Here is a 15,323-nt window from a genome sequence, read left to right on the forward strand (position 1 = left end):
AGGAACCGTCATGACCGAACCGTCGTACGCGCGCGGAGAGGACACCCCGCCGCTGCTCGAGTGCACCATCGGGGCCACCCTGGCCGCCACCGCCGAGCGGTATCCGGACGCCGTCGCGCTGATCGACGCCGGCGCCGGGAACGAAGCGAGCGGGCCGAGTTCCGCCGAGGCGGACCGGCAGTGGACCTATCGCGAGTTCCGTGCGCAGGTCCGGGCGCTCGCCGCCGGGCTGCGGCGGCTCGGTCTGGCACCGGGGGACCGCCTCGGACTGTGGTCCCCGAACCGCTGGGAGTGGGTGCTCACCCAGTTCGCCGCGGCCGAGGCCGGGGTGATCCTGGTGGTGCTCAACCCGTCGTACCGGCGGCACGAGGTGGCCTACGCCCTCGCGCAGTCGGGTACCTCGGTGGTCTTCGCCGCGCGCAGCTTCCGCACCTCGGAGTACGCGCAGATGCTCGACGACGTCCGCGGCGAGTTGCCGGAACTGCGCGACGTTCGGGTGTTCGAGTCGCCGGACTTCACGGAATTGCTCGGTGAGCCCACCGGCGCCGAGCTGGCCGAACTCGATGAGGTCGCGGCCGGTCTGCGGGCGAGCGATCCGATCAACATCCAGTACACCTCGGGGACCACCGGCAACCCGAAGGGCGTCACCCTCTCGCACCACAACATCGGCAACAACGGCTATCTGGTCGGTCACCTGCTCGAGTACACCGAGGCCGACCGGATCTGTACGCCGGTGCCTTACTACCACTGCTTCGGCATGGTGATGGCGAATCTGGCGGCGATCGCGCACGGCAGCGCGATGGTGATTCCGGCGCCGGCGTTCGATCCGGCGGCCACCCTCGCGGCCGTCGAGAAGTACCGCTGCACCAGCCTGTACGGGGTGCCGACGATGTTCATCGCGGAGCTGGATCTCCTCGATTCGGGCGCGTCGTACGACCTGTCGTCGCTGCGTACCGGGATCATGGCCGGGTCGCCGTGCCCGGAGGCCGTGATGCGGCGGGTGATCGGCGAGATGCATATGGCGCAGGTGTCGATCTGTTACGGCATGACCGAGACCAGCCCGGTGTCGACGCAGACCCGGATGGACGACGAACTGGACCTGCGCGTGAGCACCGTCGGCCGGGTGGGACCGCACCTGGAGATCAAGGTCGTCGACCCGATGTCCGGTGAGACGCTGCCGCGCGGCGGCACCGGCGAGTTCTGCACCCGCGGCTACTCGGTGATGCTCGGCTACTGGAACGAGCCGGACAAGACCGCCGACGCGATCGACGCCGAGGGCTGGATGCACACCGGCGACCTCGCCGTGATGCAGGACGACGGCTACGTCCGCATCACCGGGCGCATCAAGGACATGGTGATCCGCGGCGGCGAGAACATCTACCCGCGCGAGGTGGAGGAGTTCTTCTACACCCATCCGGACATCGTCGACGTGCAGGTGATCGGTGTGCCAGACGAGAAGTACGGCGAGGAGCTGATGGCCTGGATCCGGCTGCGCGAGGGGGCGGCGCAGATCACCGTGGAGGATCTGCGGACCTTCGCCGAAGGCCAGATCACCCGGCATAAGATCCCCCGGTACGTGCACATCGTGGAGTCGTTCCCGATGACGGTGACCGGCAAGATCCGCAAGGTCGAGATGCGCGCGCAGGCGATCGAATTACTGGGAATGGATGATTCATGACGACCCCCTATGACCGTTTCACCGCCTTCTGCGAGGAACGGACGGGGCGCACGTTCGCGACATACGACGAGCTCTGGCAGTACTCCGTCGACGATCTGCCGGGTTTCTGGCGCGCGGTGTGGGACTTCTTCGGGCTCGACGAGATCGCCGCCGAACCTCTCGCGCCGGGCGACGTCGCGGTGCTCGCCGATGCCCGGATGCCGGGCGCGAGCTGGTTTCCGGGGGCGCGACTCAACTACGCCGACGCGGTGGCGGCCCGGTGTGATCGTGACGGGACCGCGATCGTCGGGCTCGACGAGGACGGCCGGCGCACCGAGATCGCCTGGCGGGAGCTGCCCGGGCTGGTCGCGGCCGTCGCCGGCACCCTGTCGGACGCCGGGATCGGCGAGGGCGATGTGGTCGCCGCCTACCTGCCGAACATCCCCGAAACGGTGATCGCCTTCCTGGCGACGGCCTCGCTCGGCGCGGTCTGGTCGGGATGCGGGCAGGATTACGCCCCCGAGGGCGCGGCGGGGCGCCTCGCCCAGCTGCGGCCGAAGGCCCTCTTTACCTGCGCCGGCTACCGCTGGAACGGGAAGGACGTCGACAAGCGCGCCGACAGCGCCGAGCTGGCATCGCTGCTGGACGACCTGGTCCTGCACATCCAGGTCGACCTTTCGACACGGTCCTCGGCTAGCGCCTCGGACCGGCTCAAGGGGCGGGGCGATCCCAACAGCCCGTTGAGCCGGACGGGCCCGCTAGGGCCCGGCCGTGTGGTTCCTGAGCTCGTGGCGGAGCTTGCGACGACACGAGGTCGAAGGATCGAAACGACCCCCTCGACGACCTCCTGGCACGACGCCGCCGCCGACACGGCCCGCCCCCTGACCACGGTCAAGGTGGCCGCCGACCACCCGCTTTGGGTCCTCTTCTCCTCGGGCACCACCGGCCGGCCGAAGGGCATCGTGCACGGGCACGCCGGGGTGCTGGTGGAGCATCTCAAGGAGACGGCGCTGCATTCCGGCCTGGACGAGGAATCCGTCTTCTTCTGGCAGACCGCGCTGAGCTGGATGATGTGGAACTTCCAGGTGGCCGGTCTGCTGGCGGGTTCGACCATCGTCACCTACAGCGGTTCGCCGCTGTACCCGGACGCCGACCGGCTGTGGCAGATCGTGGCCGACGAGCGGGTCACCCTGTTCGGCACCAGCCCCGGTCAGCTCAACGCCTCCCGCAAGGCGGGACTGGTTCCGGGTCGCGACCACGATCTGACGGCGCTGCGCATGCTCGGCAGCACCGGCTCGACACTTCCGGGTGACCTGTTCGAGTGGGTGTATGCCAACGTGCGCGAGGACCTGCCGATCTCGTCGATCAGCGGCGGCACCGACATCGTCAGTGCGTTCGCCGGTGGCAGCGTCGGCGTCCCGGTCGTCGCCGGGGAGTTGTCGGTGCGCCATCTCGGCGTCGCCCTGGCCAGCTGGTCGCCGGATGCGCAGCCGCTGATCGGCGAGGTCGGCGAACTCGTCGTCACCAAGCCGATGCCGTCGATGCCGGTGCGTTTCTGGAACGACGACGATCAGTCCCGGTATCGCGCCGCGTACTTCGACCACGTCTGGGAGTCCTCGTCGCCGGCTGAGCCCTTCGACTCCGCTCAGGAACCCCTTGTCGAAGCCCCCGTCTGGCGGCACGGCGACTGGGTGACGCTCACCGACCGCGGCTCGCTGATCATCCACGGGCGCAGCGATGCGACGCTGAACCGGCACGGCATCCGGATGGGTTCGGCCGACATCTACGAGGTGGTCGAGGGGATCGACGAGATCGCCGAGGCCTTCGTCGTCGGTGTCGACGGCCCCGACGGCGCGTACTGGATGCCGATGTTCGTGACCCTGGTGCCCGGCGCCGAGCTGACCGACGAGCTGATCGCCCGAGTGGCGGGTGAGGTACGGACGCGCCTGTCGCCGCGGCACGTGCCGGACGAGATCATCGTCGCGCCCGGCATCCCGCACACCCGTACCGGTAAGAAGCTGGAGGTTCCGGTCACCGCGATTCTGGCCGGCCGGGACAACGTGAACGTGGACCCGAAGTCGGTGGACGATCCGTCGCTGATCGACTGGTATCGCGAGCGCGGCGCCGTCCACGCCTGGTAGTGGGCCGCACCCCGGACCGTGCGGCCCGGGGTGCTCCTGTATTAGCGTGGTCGGCGAACTACTACCAGGAGATGCTTCATGACGTATCCGCAGTCGGGACCGAGCTACGGTCAGGGCGACGCCGGTCAGTACGGCCAGCAGCAGTACGGCGGCGCGCCGCAGCCCCAGTACGGTCAGCAGCAGTACGGCACCGCGCCGCAGGCCCAGTACGGCCAGGACCAGTACGGTCAGCAGTACGGTGCGCCGCAGCAGTACCAGGCGCCCAAGCCGCCGTCGCAGGGCCTACCGCACAACATCGGCACCATACTTGCGGGTGTGGTCGGCGCACTCGGCGTCATCATGCTCTTCTGCGGCTTCCTGTCCGGGTACACCAGTGACAGCAGTTCCGGCCGCGGTTCGGACTCGGTCAAGGTCTTTTCCACCGAGTTCGCCACTCCGTGGTCGCTGTTCGCCGTGGCCGGCGTGATGGCGTTGCTGAGCCTGCTGGTCGGCGCCACCAAGCACTACGCGGCGACCGTGAGCGCGCTGTCCGTCGTGGCCGCACTCATCACCATCTTCCAGTTCGCGGCCAGCGACGGCGTCTTCAGCTACGACGGTGCCGACATCAGCAAGGGCGCCGGCGCGATCCTGCTGCTGATCTTCACGATCCTGGGTGCCGCCGTGTCGGTGTTCTGGCTGCTGATCGAGGCCGAGTTCGTCAAGCGCGCCCCGGCCCCGGCCGCCGCGCCGGTCGCCCCCGCGGCCGAGGCTCCGGCCGCCGCGGCCCCGTCGTACTCCTACGGTGAACAGTCCGCCGCCCCGGCGGCCCCGGCCGCGCCGTCGTACTCCTACGGTGAGCAGCAGTCCGGCTCCGGCTACGGCTCGCACACCGGTGGCTCGGCGCCGTCGTCGTACGGTTCGTCGCCGTCCTACGGTTCGTCCCCGTCCTACGGCTCGGCGCCGTCGCACGGTTCGTCGCCCTCGTACGGCGACGGCCCGGCGGCCGATTCCTCGGCCACCACGTACAACCCGCTGCCGACGCCCGGCTCGGATCCCGGTGCCGCCGGCGGCTCGGAGACCACCGTGTTCAACACGGCGGAAGGCTCGGACGAGAAGCCGTCCGACAACTGACAGCGGTCGATCGAGGGGCCCGTGAGCACATGCTCGCGGGCCCCTCGATCACATTTCGGGTACGCGCGGCGCGCCACGGACGGCGAGCCGGGCGGTCGTGCCACCCTCGAAGGTGATGGCTTCCACCACCGAATCGTTGGCGACCCGACTCCGGCAGGGACGGGTGAACCGTCGTGCCGAGCGTCAGCCGGTCCGCGCGGCCACCTGGGATCTGCTGAAGGTCGCGCTCCTGGTCCCGGCCGTCACCACCGTGCTCCTGGCGCTGGCGGTGACGGTGACCAAATTCCTCGCGGGCGGGTCGTTCGGCGGGATCGGCGCGCAGACCGCCGCGGCATGGCTGGCGGTGAACCAGGTGCCGCTGACCATCGGCGGGGTCACCGTCGGAGTGCTGCCGCTGGTGCCGACGCTGGCGATGATCGCCGCGGCCGCGGTGGTCACGGCGCGGGCATCGCGCGAGGTGGAGACGCTGCACGAGGTCGCCAGCATCGCCGCGGCCGCGCTCGCCGGCCCGCTGCTGTGGACCGCGCTGGCGCTGGCCGTCGTCGCCGACGGCGCCGCGGTGTCGTCGATCGGCCAGGCCGCGCCGCTCCCGGCGTTCGGCCACACGCTGGCCGTGCAGCTGATCGGCGTGGCGATCGGGGTCGGCCGCCGCTGCCTGCAACCGCTCTTCGACGTGTACGAGTTCCCCGTCACCGATCGCGTCGGTGCCCGCGCCGGACTGCTCGCCTTCCTCGGCCTGTTCGCCGGAGGCGGGGTGCTGGTGGCCGCCGGGATCGTCGCCGAATGGGGCCGGATCGGGCTCCTGATCGGGGAGGGCCATTCGTTCGACGGCTACCTCGGGCTCACCCTGCTCTCGATCCTCTACCTGCCCAACGTGATCATCGGCGCGCTCGGCATCTCGGTCGGGGCCACCGCCCAGGCGGGCACCGCCACGGTCGACGCGCTGAGCGTCGCGCCGGGTACCGTGCCGCCGCTGCCGATCCTGGGGATCCTGCCCGGGCACAGCCTGGGCGGGATCGGCGCACTCGTGTTCGTCCTGCCCGTCGCCATCGGTCTGCTGGTCGGCTGGTACTGCCGCAGCGTCGACCTCGTCAAGCATCTGCGCGCCGTCGGAGTGGCCGCCGCCGTGTGCGCGGCGCTGATCGTGCTGTCGTGCGCGCTGGCCTCCGGCGGGGCGGGCGAACTCGGCCGCGTCGGCGTCAGCGCCCCGCTCGCCGGGGTGTACGCGTTCGCCTGGATCGCGGTCACCGGGGCGGTGGTGGCCGGCGTCGGGGCCGCCGCCGGTGGTCTGCTGCCCTCGCCGCGCCGTCGCCACGTCGCCGACTTCGACCTCGACGAGCTGCTGGCCTCCGAGGAGTTCGCCGACCTGGAGATCATCGACGACCCGGACGCCGACTACGACATGCCGGACGATGATCTCGATGCTGTCGACCCAGACTTCGACCCAGACCCCGACCCCGACCCGGACTTCGACGGCGACGAGGAGCTCTCCGCCGACGATTCCGGCGGTCCCGGGCGCGGCGCCGCGGCCGGGCACCCCGGCGACCAGGACGACGCCGAGGTCACCGCGGAACTCCGTATCGCCCCCGATCGCCGCCGCGACGGTCCCGGGCACTAACCTGTTGGGAGTGACCAGCAGCCCCGGATCGACCCGCACGCCCGTCGTGGCGATGGCCTCGGGCACCGGTTCGCTGCTGGCGGCGCTGCTGGCGTTCGCGGAGCGGCCGTCGTCGTCGTTCACGGTCGCGGCCCTGGTGGTCGACCGGGACTGCCCGGCGATCGGGATCGCGGAGGCCGCCGGAGTGCCGGTGGTGCGCTGCGAGGTCGGCGACTATGCCGATCGCGAGGCCTGGGACCGGGCCCTGCGCGAGCGGGTCGCCGAGTACGCCCCGGAGTGGATCGTCGCCGCCGGCTTCATGAAGATCCTCGGCCCGGCATTCCTCGGCGCCTATGCCGCGCGAGTCCTGAACTCTCATCCGGCGCTGCTGCCGGCGTTCCCCGGTGCGCACGGCGTCGCCGACGCGCTGGCCTACGGCGTCAAGGTCACCGGGTGCACCGTGCACCTGGTCGACGGCGGTGTGGACACCGGCCCGATCCTGGCGCAGGGCGTGGTCGAGGTCCGGACCGGCGATACGGTCGAATCGCTGCACGAGCGCATCAAGACCACCGAACGTGAGCTTCTGCCGACGGTGGTGGAGGCGGTGGTGACCCGCGGCGTGGTCACCGATGGACGAAAGGCATACATCCCGTGAACGCAGGCACTTCGACGGACGGCAGCGGACAGCGGCCCATCCGGCGCGCTCTGATCAGCGTCTACGACAAGACCGGCCTCACCGAGCTCGCCACCGCGCTGGCGGCCGCCGGGGTCGAGATCGTCTCCACCGGGTCTACCGCGAAGACCATCGCGGCCGCGGGCGTGCCGGTGGTGGAGGTCAGCGAGCTGACCGGCTTCCCGGAATGCCTCGAGGGCCGCGTCAAGACGCTGCATCCGCGGGTGCACGCCGGTGTCCTCGCCGACACCCGCAAGGACGACCACCTCGCCCAGCTCGCCGACCTCGACATCAAGCCGTTCGAGCTGGTCTGCGTCAACCTGTACCCGTTCACCGCGACCGTCGCCTCCGGGGCATCGCCGGACGAGTGCGTGGAACAGATCGACATCGGCGGACCGTCGATGGTGCGGGCCGCCGCGAAGAACCACCCCTCGGTGGCCGTCGTCGTCGACCCGGCCGATTACTCCCGCGTCGCCGAGGCCGTGGCCGCCGGCGGGTTCTCGCTGAACGACCGCAAGGCGCTGGCCGCCAAGGCGTTCCGCCACACCGCCGACTACGACGTGGCCGTCGCCTCCTGGATGAGCAGCGTCGTCGCGCCGGCCGGGGACAGTGATTTCCCGGTGTGGGCCGGTGCCACCTGGGATCGCTCCGCGGTCCTCCGCTACGGCGAGAACCCGCACCAGCCGGCCGCGCTGTACGTGAACAACGCGGGTGCGCCGGGCCTGGCGCAGGCGCAGCAGCTGGGCGGCAAGGAGATGTCGTTCAACAACTACACCGACGGCGACGCCGCCTGGCGCGCCGCCTTCGACTTCGATGCCCCCGCCGTCGCGATCATCAAGCACGCCAATCCCTGCGGCATCGCGATCGGCGACGACATCGCGGAGGCGCACCGCAAGGCGCACGCCTGCGACCCGGTGAGCGCCTACGGCGGCGTGATCGCCGCGAACCGCGAGGTGAGCGTCGAGATGGCCGAGCAGGTCGCCGACATCTTCACCGAGGTGATCATCGCCCCGTCGTACGCGGACGGTGCCGTCGAGGTGCTGACCCGCAAGAAGAACCTGCGCATCCTGATCGCCACCCCGCCGGCCGCGACCGGCCTGGAGCTGCGCCCGGTCTCCGGCGGCGTTCTGCTGCAGGCCCGCGACGTGCTCGACGCCGAGGGCGACGCCGTGGCGAACTGGACCCTGGCGTCCGGCGAGCCCGCGGACGAGCAGACGCTCGCCGATCTCGACTTCGCGTGGCGGGCCGGTCGTGCGGTGAAGTCGAACGCGATCCTGCTGGCGTCCGGCGGTGCCTCCGTCGGCGTCGGCATGGGCCAGGTGAATCGGGTCGACTCGGCGCACCTCGCGGTGCAGCGCGCGGGCGACCGCGCCGCCGGCTCGGTGGCGTCGTCCGATGCCTTCTTCCCGTTCCCGGACGGCCTGCAGGTGCTGATCGATGCCGGCGTCCGCGCCGTCGTCCAGCCCGGTGGCAGCGTCCGCGACAGCGAGGTGATCGAAGCCGCCCAGGCCGCCGGGATCACCATGTACTTCACCGGCGCCCGCCACTTCGCCCACTGACGGTCGTCGCCCGCCCGGCCGCTCCGCGCCCGCCGGTCCGCCCCGCCGGTGAGAAACGAAGAGACGAACCGTGTCGAAACGCGCCCGTCAGCGGGTCTTTTCGACTCGCCCCTCGGCTGGCGCCTCGGGTCGGCTCAAAGGGCGGTAAACAACAGCCCGCCCCGCTGCCGACCCGGCCGCTTCGCCGCAGCCCGCCCCGCCGGTGAGGAGCGAAGTGACCCCCCGATAGCCCGCCCCGCCGATCGAGGCGCTAGCCGAGATCGTGTCGAAACGCAGCTTCTAGAATCGAAGTCCACATGACCCTCGCCGACGTCGCACTCCTGTTCGCGGCCGGGTTCGCCGCGGGCGTCGTCGGCTACGTCACCGGTCTGGCCTCGATCATCAGCTATCCGGCGCTGCTCGCGGCCGGCCTGCCACCGATCGTCGCCAACGTGACCAACACGGTGGCGATGGTGGCGGTCGGTGTGGGGAGTTTCGCCAAATCCGGCCGGGTACTGGTCGAGGACGGCGACGCCCCGGCGCTCGTCCGCGCGGTGCTGGTGGCGCTCGCCGGTGGCGGCGTCGGCGCGGTGGTGCTGCTCGCCTCTCCGGACACCGTGTTCGAGGTCGTGGTGCCGTACCTGGTGGCGCTCGCCTCGATCGCCCTGCTGCTCCAGCCGCGGCTGCGCGCCCGGATGGGGGAGCGCGTGAGCCATCCCGGCTGGTGGCTGCTCGGCGTCTTCGCAGTCTCGATCTACGGCGGCTACTTCGGCGCGGGCGCCGGCGTGATGTTCGTGGCGCTCGCGATGGTGCTGTCCGCGATGCCGCTGTGGCGCGCCACCCTCCTGAAGTCGGCGCTCCTGGGCGTCGCGAACGCCGTCGCGGCCGCCCTGTTCATCGTGTTCTCGCACGTCCACTGGGGTGCGGCGCTCGCGATGGGCCTCGGCTGCCTCCTCGGCGGCTGGGCCGGCCCGCCGATCGTCGCCCGCCTCCCGGCCACCCCGCTGCGGATCGCGATCGGGGTCGGCGGCCTGGGTCTGGCCGTCTGGCTCGCCATTCACTGACCGCCGAGCCCCTTGCTCAGGGTGCCCCCGCACGACGAATCCCCCGGGTACGACGAATCCCCCGGCTACGGCGGCCCACCCGCCGGTCCGGGCGTGGCACGCTCCGGCGCGACGCTGCTCGCCGCCGTCGGATCGGCCGACGACCGCAGCGGAGCGGAATCGCGGGCCGCGACCGCCGCCACCTGCTCGCCGAGCGCGCGGATCCACTCCCCGTACGAGTCGGCGGCCAGTGCCGACAGGTGAGTGCGCGCCGCGGCGACGTGTTCCGCCGCGCCGTCGAAGGCCCCGAGCCTGCGCAGCTGGTCCGCGAGATTGAGGTGCAGGGAGGGCCGCAGCGCCGCGACGGTGCCGCCGGAGAGGATCGACGACAGCTCCGCGTCGGTCAGATCGTGAGCGGCGTCGAGCGCGCGGGTGTCCCAGATCAGTGCCTCGGTGGGATGGTCGTACAGGTCGGCCAGGTAGTGGGCCAGCACGCACCGGTACCCGGCCTCCGGCGTGGGGGTCCGGTTCCAGATCGCCAGCAGGGCAGTGCGCGCATGGTCGGTGTCTCCGTCTCGCCCGGCCGTGACCGCGGCGGTGATCGCGGACATGAGTGAGTCGGTCATCGGGTGTGCCCCGGACTCGGCGCGGCGATCGGCATCAGCACCGTGGTGAGGGCGCCGTCGTCCGCGGACCGGACGGTGGCTGGGAGTTCCGGGCCGCGCAGGTCCAGCAGTAGGTCGCCGCCGACGGCGGTGCTGATCGCCGGGTAGAGGGTCGCGTGATCGAACCAGATCGTCACGGCCGCCCCGGTCACCGACGACCCGGCGAGGCCGATCGCCGCGGTCGGCTCCCCGCCGCCTTCTCCCACGGTCACCAGATCGCCAAGAATCCGCAGACACACCGGGCCGGTGATCCGTTCGAGCGCTTCGAGGAGCCGGTTCTGCGGAGTCACCAGACGCGTGGCCGGTTCGGGAAGACCGGCGACCATGCTTCGATGGTCCGGGAACCTCTCGTCGATCGCCGCGATCCGATGCGCGGGCTGATCGGGGCTCCGCACCCAGACCGCGTCGTCGTCGCGGAAGATCGCGATGCGGGGGCGCCGCCGGATCTCCGGAAGGGCGGGCAAGAGGTCCGCGGGCTCCAGAGCTGCCGACCAATCTGCCTGCTCCCCGGTGCCGGTCATGACGAGCGTGCGGGTCGAGAGCCGGTATCGATCGGTCGCCGTCAACGTCACCTGATCGGGCCCGGCTTCCAGGTGCACGGCGCGCAGGATCGGGTGGGCGGGGTCATCGCCGGTGGCCGTCAGGACCTGATCGACCGCACTCGCGAATGCCGGCCCGCGGACGGTGGCAGTCCCGGTCGTCCGATGAGGCGCGAACGATCCGAGCAGTTCGGCGGCGATTCGTGCCCGCCGGCGGGCCTCAGCGTCGGCGACCGCCGAATGCTCGGCGAGCAGCCGGGTGGTCTCGGCCGGTCCACCGGTGAGCGCCGCGGTGCAGACCGGCAACGACATTCCGGTCTCCCGCAAGCGGCGTAGCAGGACGGCCCGGTCGGCCTGATCGGGCAGGTAGTACCGGTAGCCGGATTCGGCGTCGATGTGCGCGGGCGGAAGCACCCCGGTGTCCGCGTAGAACCGGAGTGCGCTGGGGGTGAGGCCGGTGCGGCGGGCGAACTCGCCGATCGGCAGGTAGTCGTCGTCGATCACCCCTCCATCGTCGGGTCTCACGTCGGTCGAAGGTCAAGCGTTGGACGTGCCCGGCCGCCGTGAACGCCGTCGCCGCGATGCGCGCAGAACATCGGCCGTCTCAGGGCCGCGGGCGGCGATCTTCCCTCGGCGGCCCGCTATCGGCCGGTGTTCTGCGGGCCGCTGCTCGCCACCGGCTGATCTGGACTATCGGGCACCCCGTGCCGTGGCGCCGGGCTCCCGTCTCGGCCGTCTGCCCCCTCGCAGCGGGAGCCGGAACGACTATCCGGGCGGGAGTCGCGAGTCTTCGGAGGCCGGCCGGGCGTGCTCGCCCGCTTTTCCGTGGCTGCGGCGTGCGGTACTCGCAGAACATCGGCCGTCTCAGGGCCGCGGGCGGCGATCTTCCCTCGGCGGCCCGCTATCGGCCGGTGTTCTGCGCGGGGCGGCGTGATCGGTGGCGGTCCTTGGTGGTGATCGCCCGGATGTCTTCCAGTACCTCCGCCCAGCCGAAGAGGACGTCGTCGTAGGTGAGCCGAATGACGATCCAGCCGTCGACCACGGCCTTCCGGTCGCGGGTGCGGTCGGCTTGGAACTCGGCGGCCGACGAGTGGTACTGGCGGCCGTCGCATTCGATCACCAGCCGCCCGATACGGAGATCGGTGTGGCCCACACCGTCGATTCGCGGCTGGACGGTCACCTTGTAGCCGAGCGAGCGGAGCCGGACCCGGACCACCGATTCGGTGCCCGACTGAGAACGGGCGTCGGTTCGACCGAACCACTCCTGCACGCGCTGCGGAAGATCGCCCATCTCGGCGCGGAGCATCTCGGCCGAGACCCCGAGTGAATTCTGCACCGAATCGCAGACGGCGATCCAGTCCTCCTCGCGCATGCACCGCGCCGCGCATTCCAGGGCGACCGCCACCGGATCCACCGCCGTGCGACCGGCGGCGATCCGGGAGAAACCCCGGCACGACGACTCGTATTTCGCGGCGCCGCGGGCGCGGCGCACATGCACCTCCGGGTAGCCGGGCGGAACCCAGAACCCGTAGTACTTCAGCGCCGACAGACACGACAGGACGCCGCCGCCCCGGACCGCCTCGTGCACCGTGGTGTGGTGGGCCGGGACGGCGAACCAGTCCTTGCGCGGCGACTCGAGCTCACCGGCCGCGAGCATCTCGCGCCGCTCGCGGTCGCCGATTCCGAGCGCTTCCAGCTCGTCCCGGTAGTACACGCCGTGGACGGCGCCGCCGTGACATTCGGTGGCCGACGAGACGGATACGACGGCCGATACGACATCCCCCATGTGTACTTAGACGCGCGCGGCGCCGATCCGGTTCCAACGGCCGGCGTGCCGGGCGTGTCCGCTACGGGACGGCGCGGCGGAGGGTGAGGTAGCCCAGCCCGGCGAGGACGGCGCACACGCCGAGAGCGATCAGCGCCACATACAGCGCGTCGGCGTGCACCAGGGCGTGTCCGACGCCCGCCCACGAATGCGTCGCCGAGATCGCGAACGCCGCGATCACCAGCGCCACGACCAGCCCGATCGCGGTGAGTAGCAGCCACAGCAGACCGAACCGCTTGTAGATCACCGCGCCGAGGAAGCCGAGGAGGAAGGCCAGCATCGCGACGACGAAGTAGAACAGGGCGGCGGCCAGGGCGCCGTGCGCCCAGATCCACGGCAGATAGAAGAAGTAGCCGGACAAGCCCCAGCCGTCGGTGGCCCGCTCGATCAGGCCGCCGATTCCGAAGGTGACGGCCAGGATCAACGACGTTCCCGCGGCGGTCAGCACGGTGCCCGAGAAGAACTCGCGGCGCGTCACGCTCATCGCCTGGGAGAACGGGAAGGTCAGGTTCATCGCCTGCACGCCGACCACCAGGAAGTACCAGAGCGGCGCCTGCGTGCCCCCGCTGTACATCGGATGCTCGACCGGACCGGGGACGGTGAACAGGATGATCCCGTAGATCGCGAGGGTGATCGCGAACGACGCGAACAGGATGAGCAGCGGCAGCCCGACGAACGTCTGGCGGTTCATCAGCTGCATACGGACGACATTGGTGGTGCGGTTCATCGGACTGCTCCGTTCGCGGAGTCGTGGTGTTGGGTCAGGCGCACGACCAGCTCTTGCAGCGAGACCGGTGCGGTGCTCAGACCGGCGGCGGCCAGCCGGCGCTCGTCGTCGCCGGACAGCGCGCCGAGGACGGTGGCCGAGGTGACGGAGCCCAGCCGTTCGCGGTGCAGTTCCTCGCGGCCGGCGATGAACTCGTCGACGGCGGGCTCGGGGCCGACGACGGTCACCGCGCGTCCGCGCAGGTCCTCGACCGGCTCGTTCACGACGATCCGCTCGTCATCGACGACGAGGACCTGCTCGATCAGGTCGGCGATCTCGTCGATCAGGTGGCTGGAGATCACCACCGTGCGCGGGTGCTCGGCGTAGTCGGCGAGCAACCGGTCGTAGAAGATCTGCCGGGCGACGGCGTCGAGCCCGAGATAGGGCTCGTCGAAGAAGGTGATGTCGGCGCGTGACGCGAGTCCGATGATCACCCCGACGGCCGACAGCTGCCCGCGGGAGAGCTTCTTGATGCGCCGGTTCATCGGGAGATCGAAGTCGTCGATCAGCTGCGCGGCGAGGTCGTCGCTCCAGTTCGGGAAGAACAGCTTCGCGATGGCGAAGGCGTGTCGCGGTTTCGCGTCGTCGGGGTAGCGCTGGCTCTCCCGGACGAAGCAGATGCGCGGCAGGACGCGGGGATTCTCGTACGGCCGCTCGCCGAAGATCTCGGCGCGACCGGAGTCGGCGAAGTTCTGCGCGGTCAGGATCGACATGATGGTGGTCTTGCCCGAGCCGTTGCGGCCGAACAGGCCGCAGATCACGTTCTCCGGGATGTCGAAATCGATCGCGTTCAGGACGGTCTTGTCGCCGTAGGCCTTGGTCAGCCCCCGGACCCGGACGGCCGGTGCGGCGGTGGTGGCGCTCATTGCTACTCCTTTTCGGTGGCGTCGGTGCTGCGCCGGTGGATGAGGTCGATGACGTCCCCGGCGTCGAGGCCGAGCCGGGCGGCCTCGGTGAGCAGGGGATCGAGGTATCGGACGGCGAACGACTCCTGCCGCTCCCGCCGCAGCCGGTCGCGGGCGCCGTCGGCGACGAACATGCCGATGCCGCGGCGCTTGTAGAGCACCCCCTGCTCGACGAGCAGGGTGATGCCCTTCGCGGCGGTGGCCGGGTTGACCCGGTAGAAGGCCGCCAGCTCGTTGGTCGACGGCGCGCGGGTCTCCTCGGCCAGTGATCCGTCGACGATCGAGTCCGCGACCCGGTCGGCGATCTGCTGGAAGAGCGGCCGGCCGTCGTCCTTCATCGTCGACTCCCTTGGTTACTTACCTGACTAATTAACCATGACACCTCGATGCCGGGCTGTCAACGCCGGATCGGTAGCGTGAGCGGCATGGGTGAACGGGCATGGTCGGAGAGCAGTCGTTGTCCGTGCGGGAGCGGCGACACCCTCGGGGCCTGCTGCCTCCGCTACCTCGCCGGGGGCGGCGGGGCGCCGGCGCCGACGGCCCGGGCGCTCATGCGCAGCCGCTACACGGCGTTCGCTCTGGGCGACGTCGCGCACCTGCTCGACACCTGGCATCCGAGCACCAGGCCGGCATCGCTCGACCTCGATCCACAGCAGCGATGGCTTCACCTGAATGTCGAATCATGGAGTGGCGGTGGGCCTTTCGATACCGAGGGCACGGTGGGGTTCACCGCCGTCTGCCGCGGTCCCGACGGCCGCGGAGAGCTGCGTGAACTCAGCCGCTTCGTCCGCGAGGACGGCCGCTGGTACTACGTCGACGGCGCTATCGGGTAACGCACGACGGGGTTGCGCGCGCCCTGATTCC

The 15,323-nt window shown here is 70.8% G+C and carries 14 protein-coding genes; 8 read left to right on the forward strand and 6 right to left on the reverse strand.

Annotated features, from left to right (window positions below; all coding sequences use genetic code 11):
* The first annotated feature begins 10 nt into the window (after positions 1–10).
* The 7 genes from MYK68_RS04255 (at position 11) to MYK68_RS04285 (ending at position 9,780) form a co-directional block, all read left to right on the forward strand.
* Positions 11–1,678 (forward strand): AMP-binding protein, encoded by a 1,668-nt coding sequence (locus tag MYK68_RS04255; RefSeq protein WP_247866473.1) that lies wholly within the window; start codon positions 11–13, stop codon positions 1,676–1,678.
* The gene (locus tag MYK68_RS04260) at positions 1,675–3,798 is read left to right on the forward strand and encodes an acetoacetate--CoA ligase (protein WP_247866474.1); all 2,124 of its coding nucleotides are present in this window, start codon (positions 1,675–1,677) and stop codon (positions 3,796–3,798) included. The genes MYK68_RS04255 and MYK68_RS04260 overlap by 4 nt, the downstream gene beginning before the upstream one ends.
* Before the next feature lie 78 nt (positions 3,799–3,876).
* Positions 3,877–4,908, forward strand: a complete 1,032-nt coding sequence (locus MYK68_RS04265) for a DUF5336 domain-containing protein (RefSeq protein ID WP_247866475.1) — start codon at positions 3,877–3,879, stop codon at positions 4,906–4,908.
* 115 nt (positions 4,909–5,023) lie between these two features.
* Positions 5,024–6,526: a cell division protein PerM gene (locus MYK68_RS04270; protein ID WP_247866476.1), complete on the forward strand. Its 1,503-nt coding sequence runs from the start codon at positions 5,024–5,026 to the stop codon at positions 6,524–6,526.
* Positions 6,527–6,536: 10 nt separating this feature from the next.
* The gene (gene purN, locus MYK68_RS04275; protein ID WP_371307475.1) at positions 6,537–7,160 is read left to right on the forward strand and encodes a phosphoribosylglycinamide formyltransferase; all 624 of its coding nucleotides are present in this window, start codon (positions 6,537–6,539) and stop codon (positions 7,158–7,160) included.
* Complete coding sequence (gene purH / locus MYK68_RS04280) at positions 7,157–8,737, forward strand: bifunctional phosphoribosylaminoimidazolecarboxamide formyltransferase/IMP cyclohydrolase (protein WP_247866477.1); 1,581 nt, start codon at positions 7,157–7,159, stop codon at positions 8,735–8,737. The genes purN and purH overlap by 4 nt, the downstream gene beginning before the upstream one ends.
* Positions 8,738–9,033: 296 nt before the next feature.
* Positions 9,034–9,780, forward strand: coding sequence for a sulfite exporter TauE/SafE family protein (locus MYK68_RS04285; protein WP_247866478.1), 747 nt, complete (start codon positions 9,034–9,036; stop codon positions 9,778–9,780).
* A 65-nt stretch (positions 9,781–9,845) separates the two neighbouring features.
* Here the strand turns inward: MYK68_RS04285 and MYK68_RS04290 are convergent, their stop codons facing one another.
* From MYK68_RS04290 to MYK68_RS04315, 6 genes are all read right to left on the reverse strand, one after another.
* Entirely contained in the window at positions 9,846–10,385 is a 540-nt protein-coding gene (locus tag MYK68_RS04290; RefSeq protein WP_247866479.1) for a hypothetical protein, read from the reverse strand.
* Complete coding sequence (locus MYK68_RS04295) at positions 10,382–11,488, reverse strand: DNA polymerase III subunit beta family protein (RefSeq protein WP_247866480.1); 1,107 nt, start codon at positions 11,486–11,488, stop codon at positions 10,382–10,384. Before MYK68_RS04295 ends, MYK68_RS04290 begins: the two co-directional genes overlap by 4 nt.
* Before the next feature lie 376 nt (positions 11,489–11,864).
* Positions 11,865–12,749, reverse strand: a complete 885-nt coding sequence (locus MYK68_RS04300; RefSeq protein ID WP_247866481.1) for an endonuclease domain-containing protein — start codon at positions 12,747–12,749, stop codon at positions 11,865–11,867.
* A 61-nt stretch (positions 12,750–12,810) separates the two neighbouring features.
* Entirely contained in the window at positions 12,811–13,515 is a 705-nt protein-coding gene (locus MYK68_RS04305; RefSeq protein WP_247866482.1) for a hypothetical protein, read from the reverse strand.
* Entirely contained in the window at positions 13,512–14,420 is a 909-nt protein-coding gene (locus MYK68_RS04310) for an ATP-binding cassette domain-containing protein (protein WP_247866483.1), read from the reverse strand. The genes MYK68_RS04305 and MYK68_RS04310 overlap by 4 nt, the downstream gene beginning before the upstream one ends.
* A gap of 2 nt (positions 14,421–14,422) precedes the next feature.
* Positions 14,423–14,797, reverse strand: a complete 375-nt coding sequence (locus tag MYK68_RS04315; RefSeq protein WP_247866484.1) for a GntR family transcriptional regulator — start codon at positions 14,795–14,797, stop codon at positions 14,423–14,425.
* Positions 14,798–14,884: 87 nt separating this feature from the next.
* On the opposite strand from MYK68_RS04315, the gene MYK68_RS04320 reads away from it, so the two are divergent.
* On the forward strand, positions 14,885–15,292 hold the full coding sequence (locus MYK68_RS04320) for a YchJ family protein (RefSeq protein ID WP_247866485.1): 408 nt from the start codon (positions 14,885–14,887) through the stop codon (positions 15,290–15,292).
* The last annotated feature ends 31 nt before the right edge of the window (positions 15,293–15,323 follow it).

Origin of the sequence: Gordonia sp. PP30 (assembly GCF_023100845.1) — a bacterium.
Classification (GTDB): Bacteria; Actinomycetota; Actinomycetes; order Mycobacteriales; family Mycobacteriaceae; genus Gordonia.

What these genes read in the sequence shown, in the direction of transcription:
- MYK68_RS04320 (WP_247866485.1), top strand. Translation starts at nt 14,885, where the DNA reads ATGGGTGAACGGGCATGGTCGGAGAGCAGTCGTTGTCCGTGCGGGAGC.
- MYK68_RS04265 (WP_247866475.1), top strand. Translation starts at nt 3,877, where the DNA reads ATGACGTATCCGCAGTCGGGACCGAGCTACGGTCAGGGCGACGCCGGT.
- MYK68_RS04260 (WP_247866474.1), top strand. Translation starts at nt 1,675, where the DNA reads ATGACGACCCCCTATGACCGTTTCACCGCCTTCTGCGAGGAACGGACG.
- MYK68_RS04315 (WP_247866484.1), bottom strand. Translation starts at nt 14,797, where the DNA reads ATGAAGGACGACGGCCGGCCGCTCTTCCAGCAGATCGCCGACCGGGTC.
- MYK68_RS04285 (WP_247866478.1), top strand. Translation starts at nt 9,034, where the DNA reads ATGACCCTCGCCGACGTCGCACTCCTGTTCGCGGCCGGGTTCGCCGCG.
- MYK68_RS04255 (WP_247866473.1), top strand. Translation starts at nt 11, where the DNA reads ATGACCGAACCGTCGTACGCGCGCGGAGAGGACACCCCGCCGCTGCTC.
- MYK68_RS04305 (WP_247866482.1), bottom strand. Translation starts at nt 13,515, where the DNA reads ATGAACCGCACCACCAATGTCGTCCGTATGCAGCTGATGAACCGCCAG.
- MYK68_RS04290 (WP_247866479.1), bottom strand. Translation starts at nt 10,385, where the DNA reads ATGACCGACTCACTCATGTCCGCGATCACCGCCGCGGTCACGGCCGGG.
- MYK68_RS04270 (WP_247866476.1), top strand. Translation starts at nt 5,024, where the DNA reads ATGGCTTCCACCACCGAATCGTTGGCGACCCGACTCCGGCAGGGACGG.
- MYK68_RS04310 (WP_247866483.1), bottom strand. Translation starts at nt 14,420, where the DNA reads ATGAGCGCCACCACCGCCGCACCGGCCGTCCGGGTCCGGGGGCTGACC.
- MYK68_RS04300 (WP_247866481.1), bottom strand. Translation starts at nt 12,749, where the DNA reads ATGGGGGATGTCGTATCGGCCGTCGTATCCGTCTCGTCGGCCACCGAA.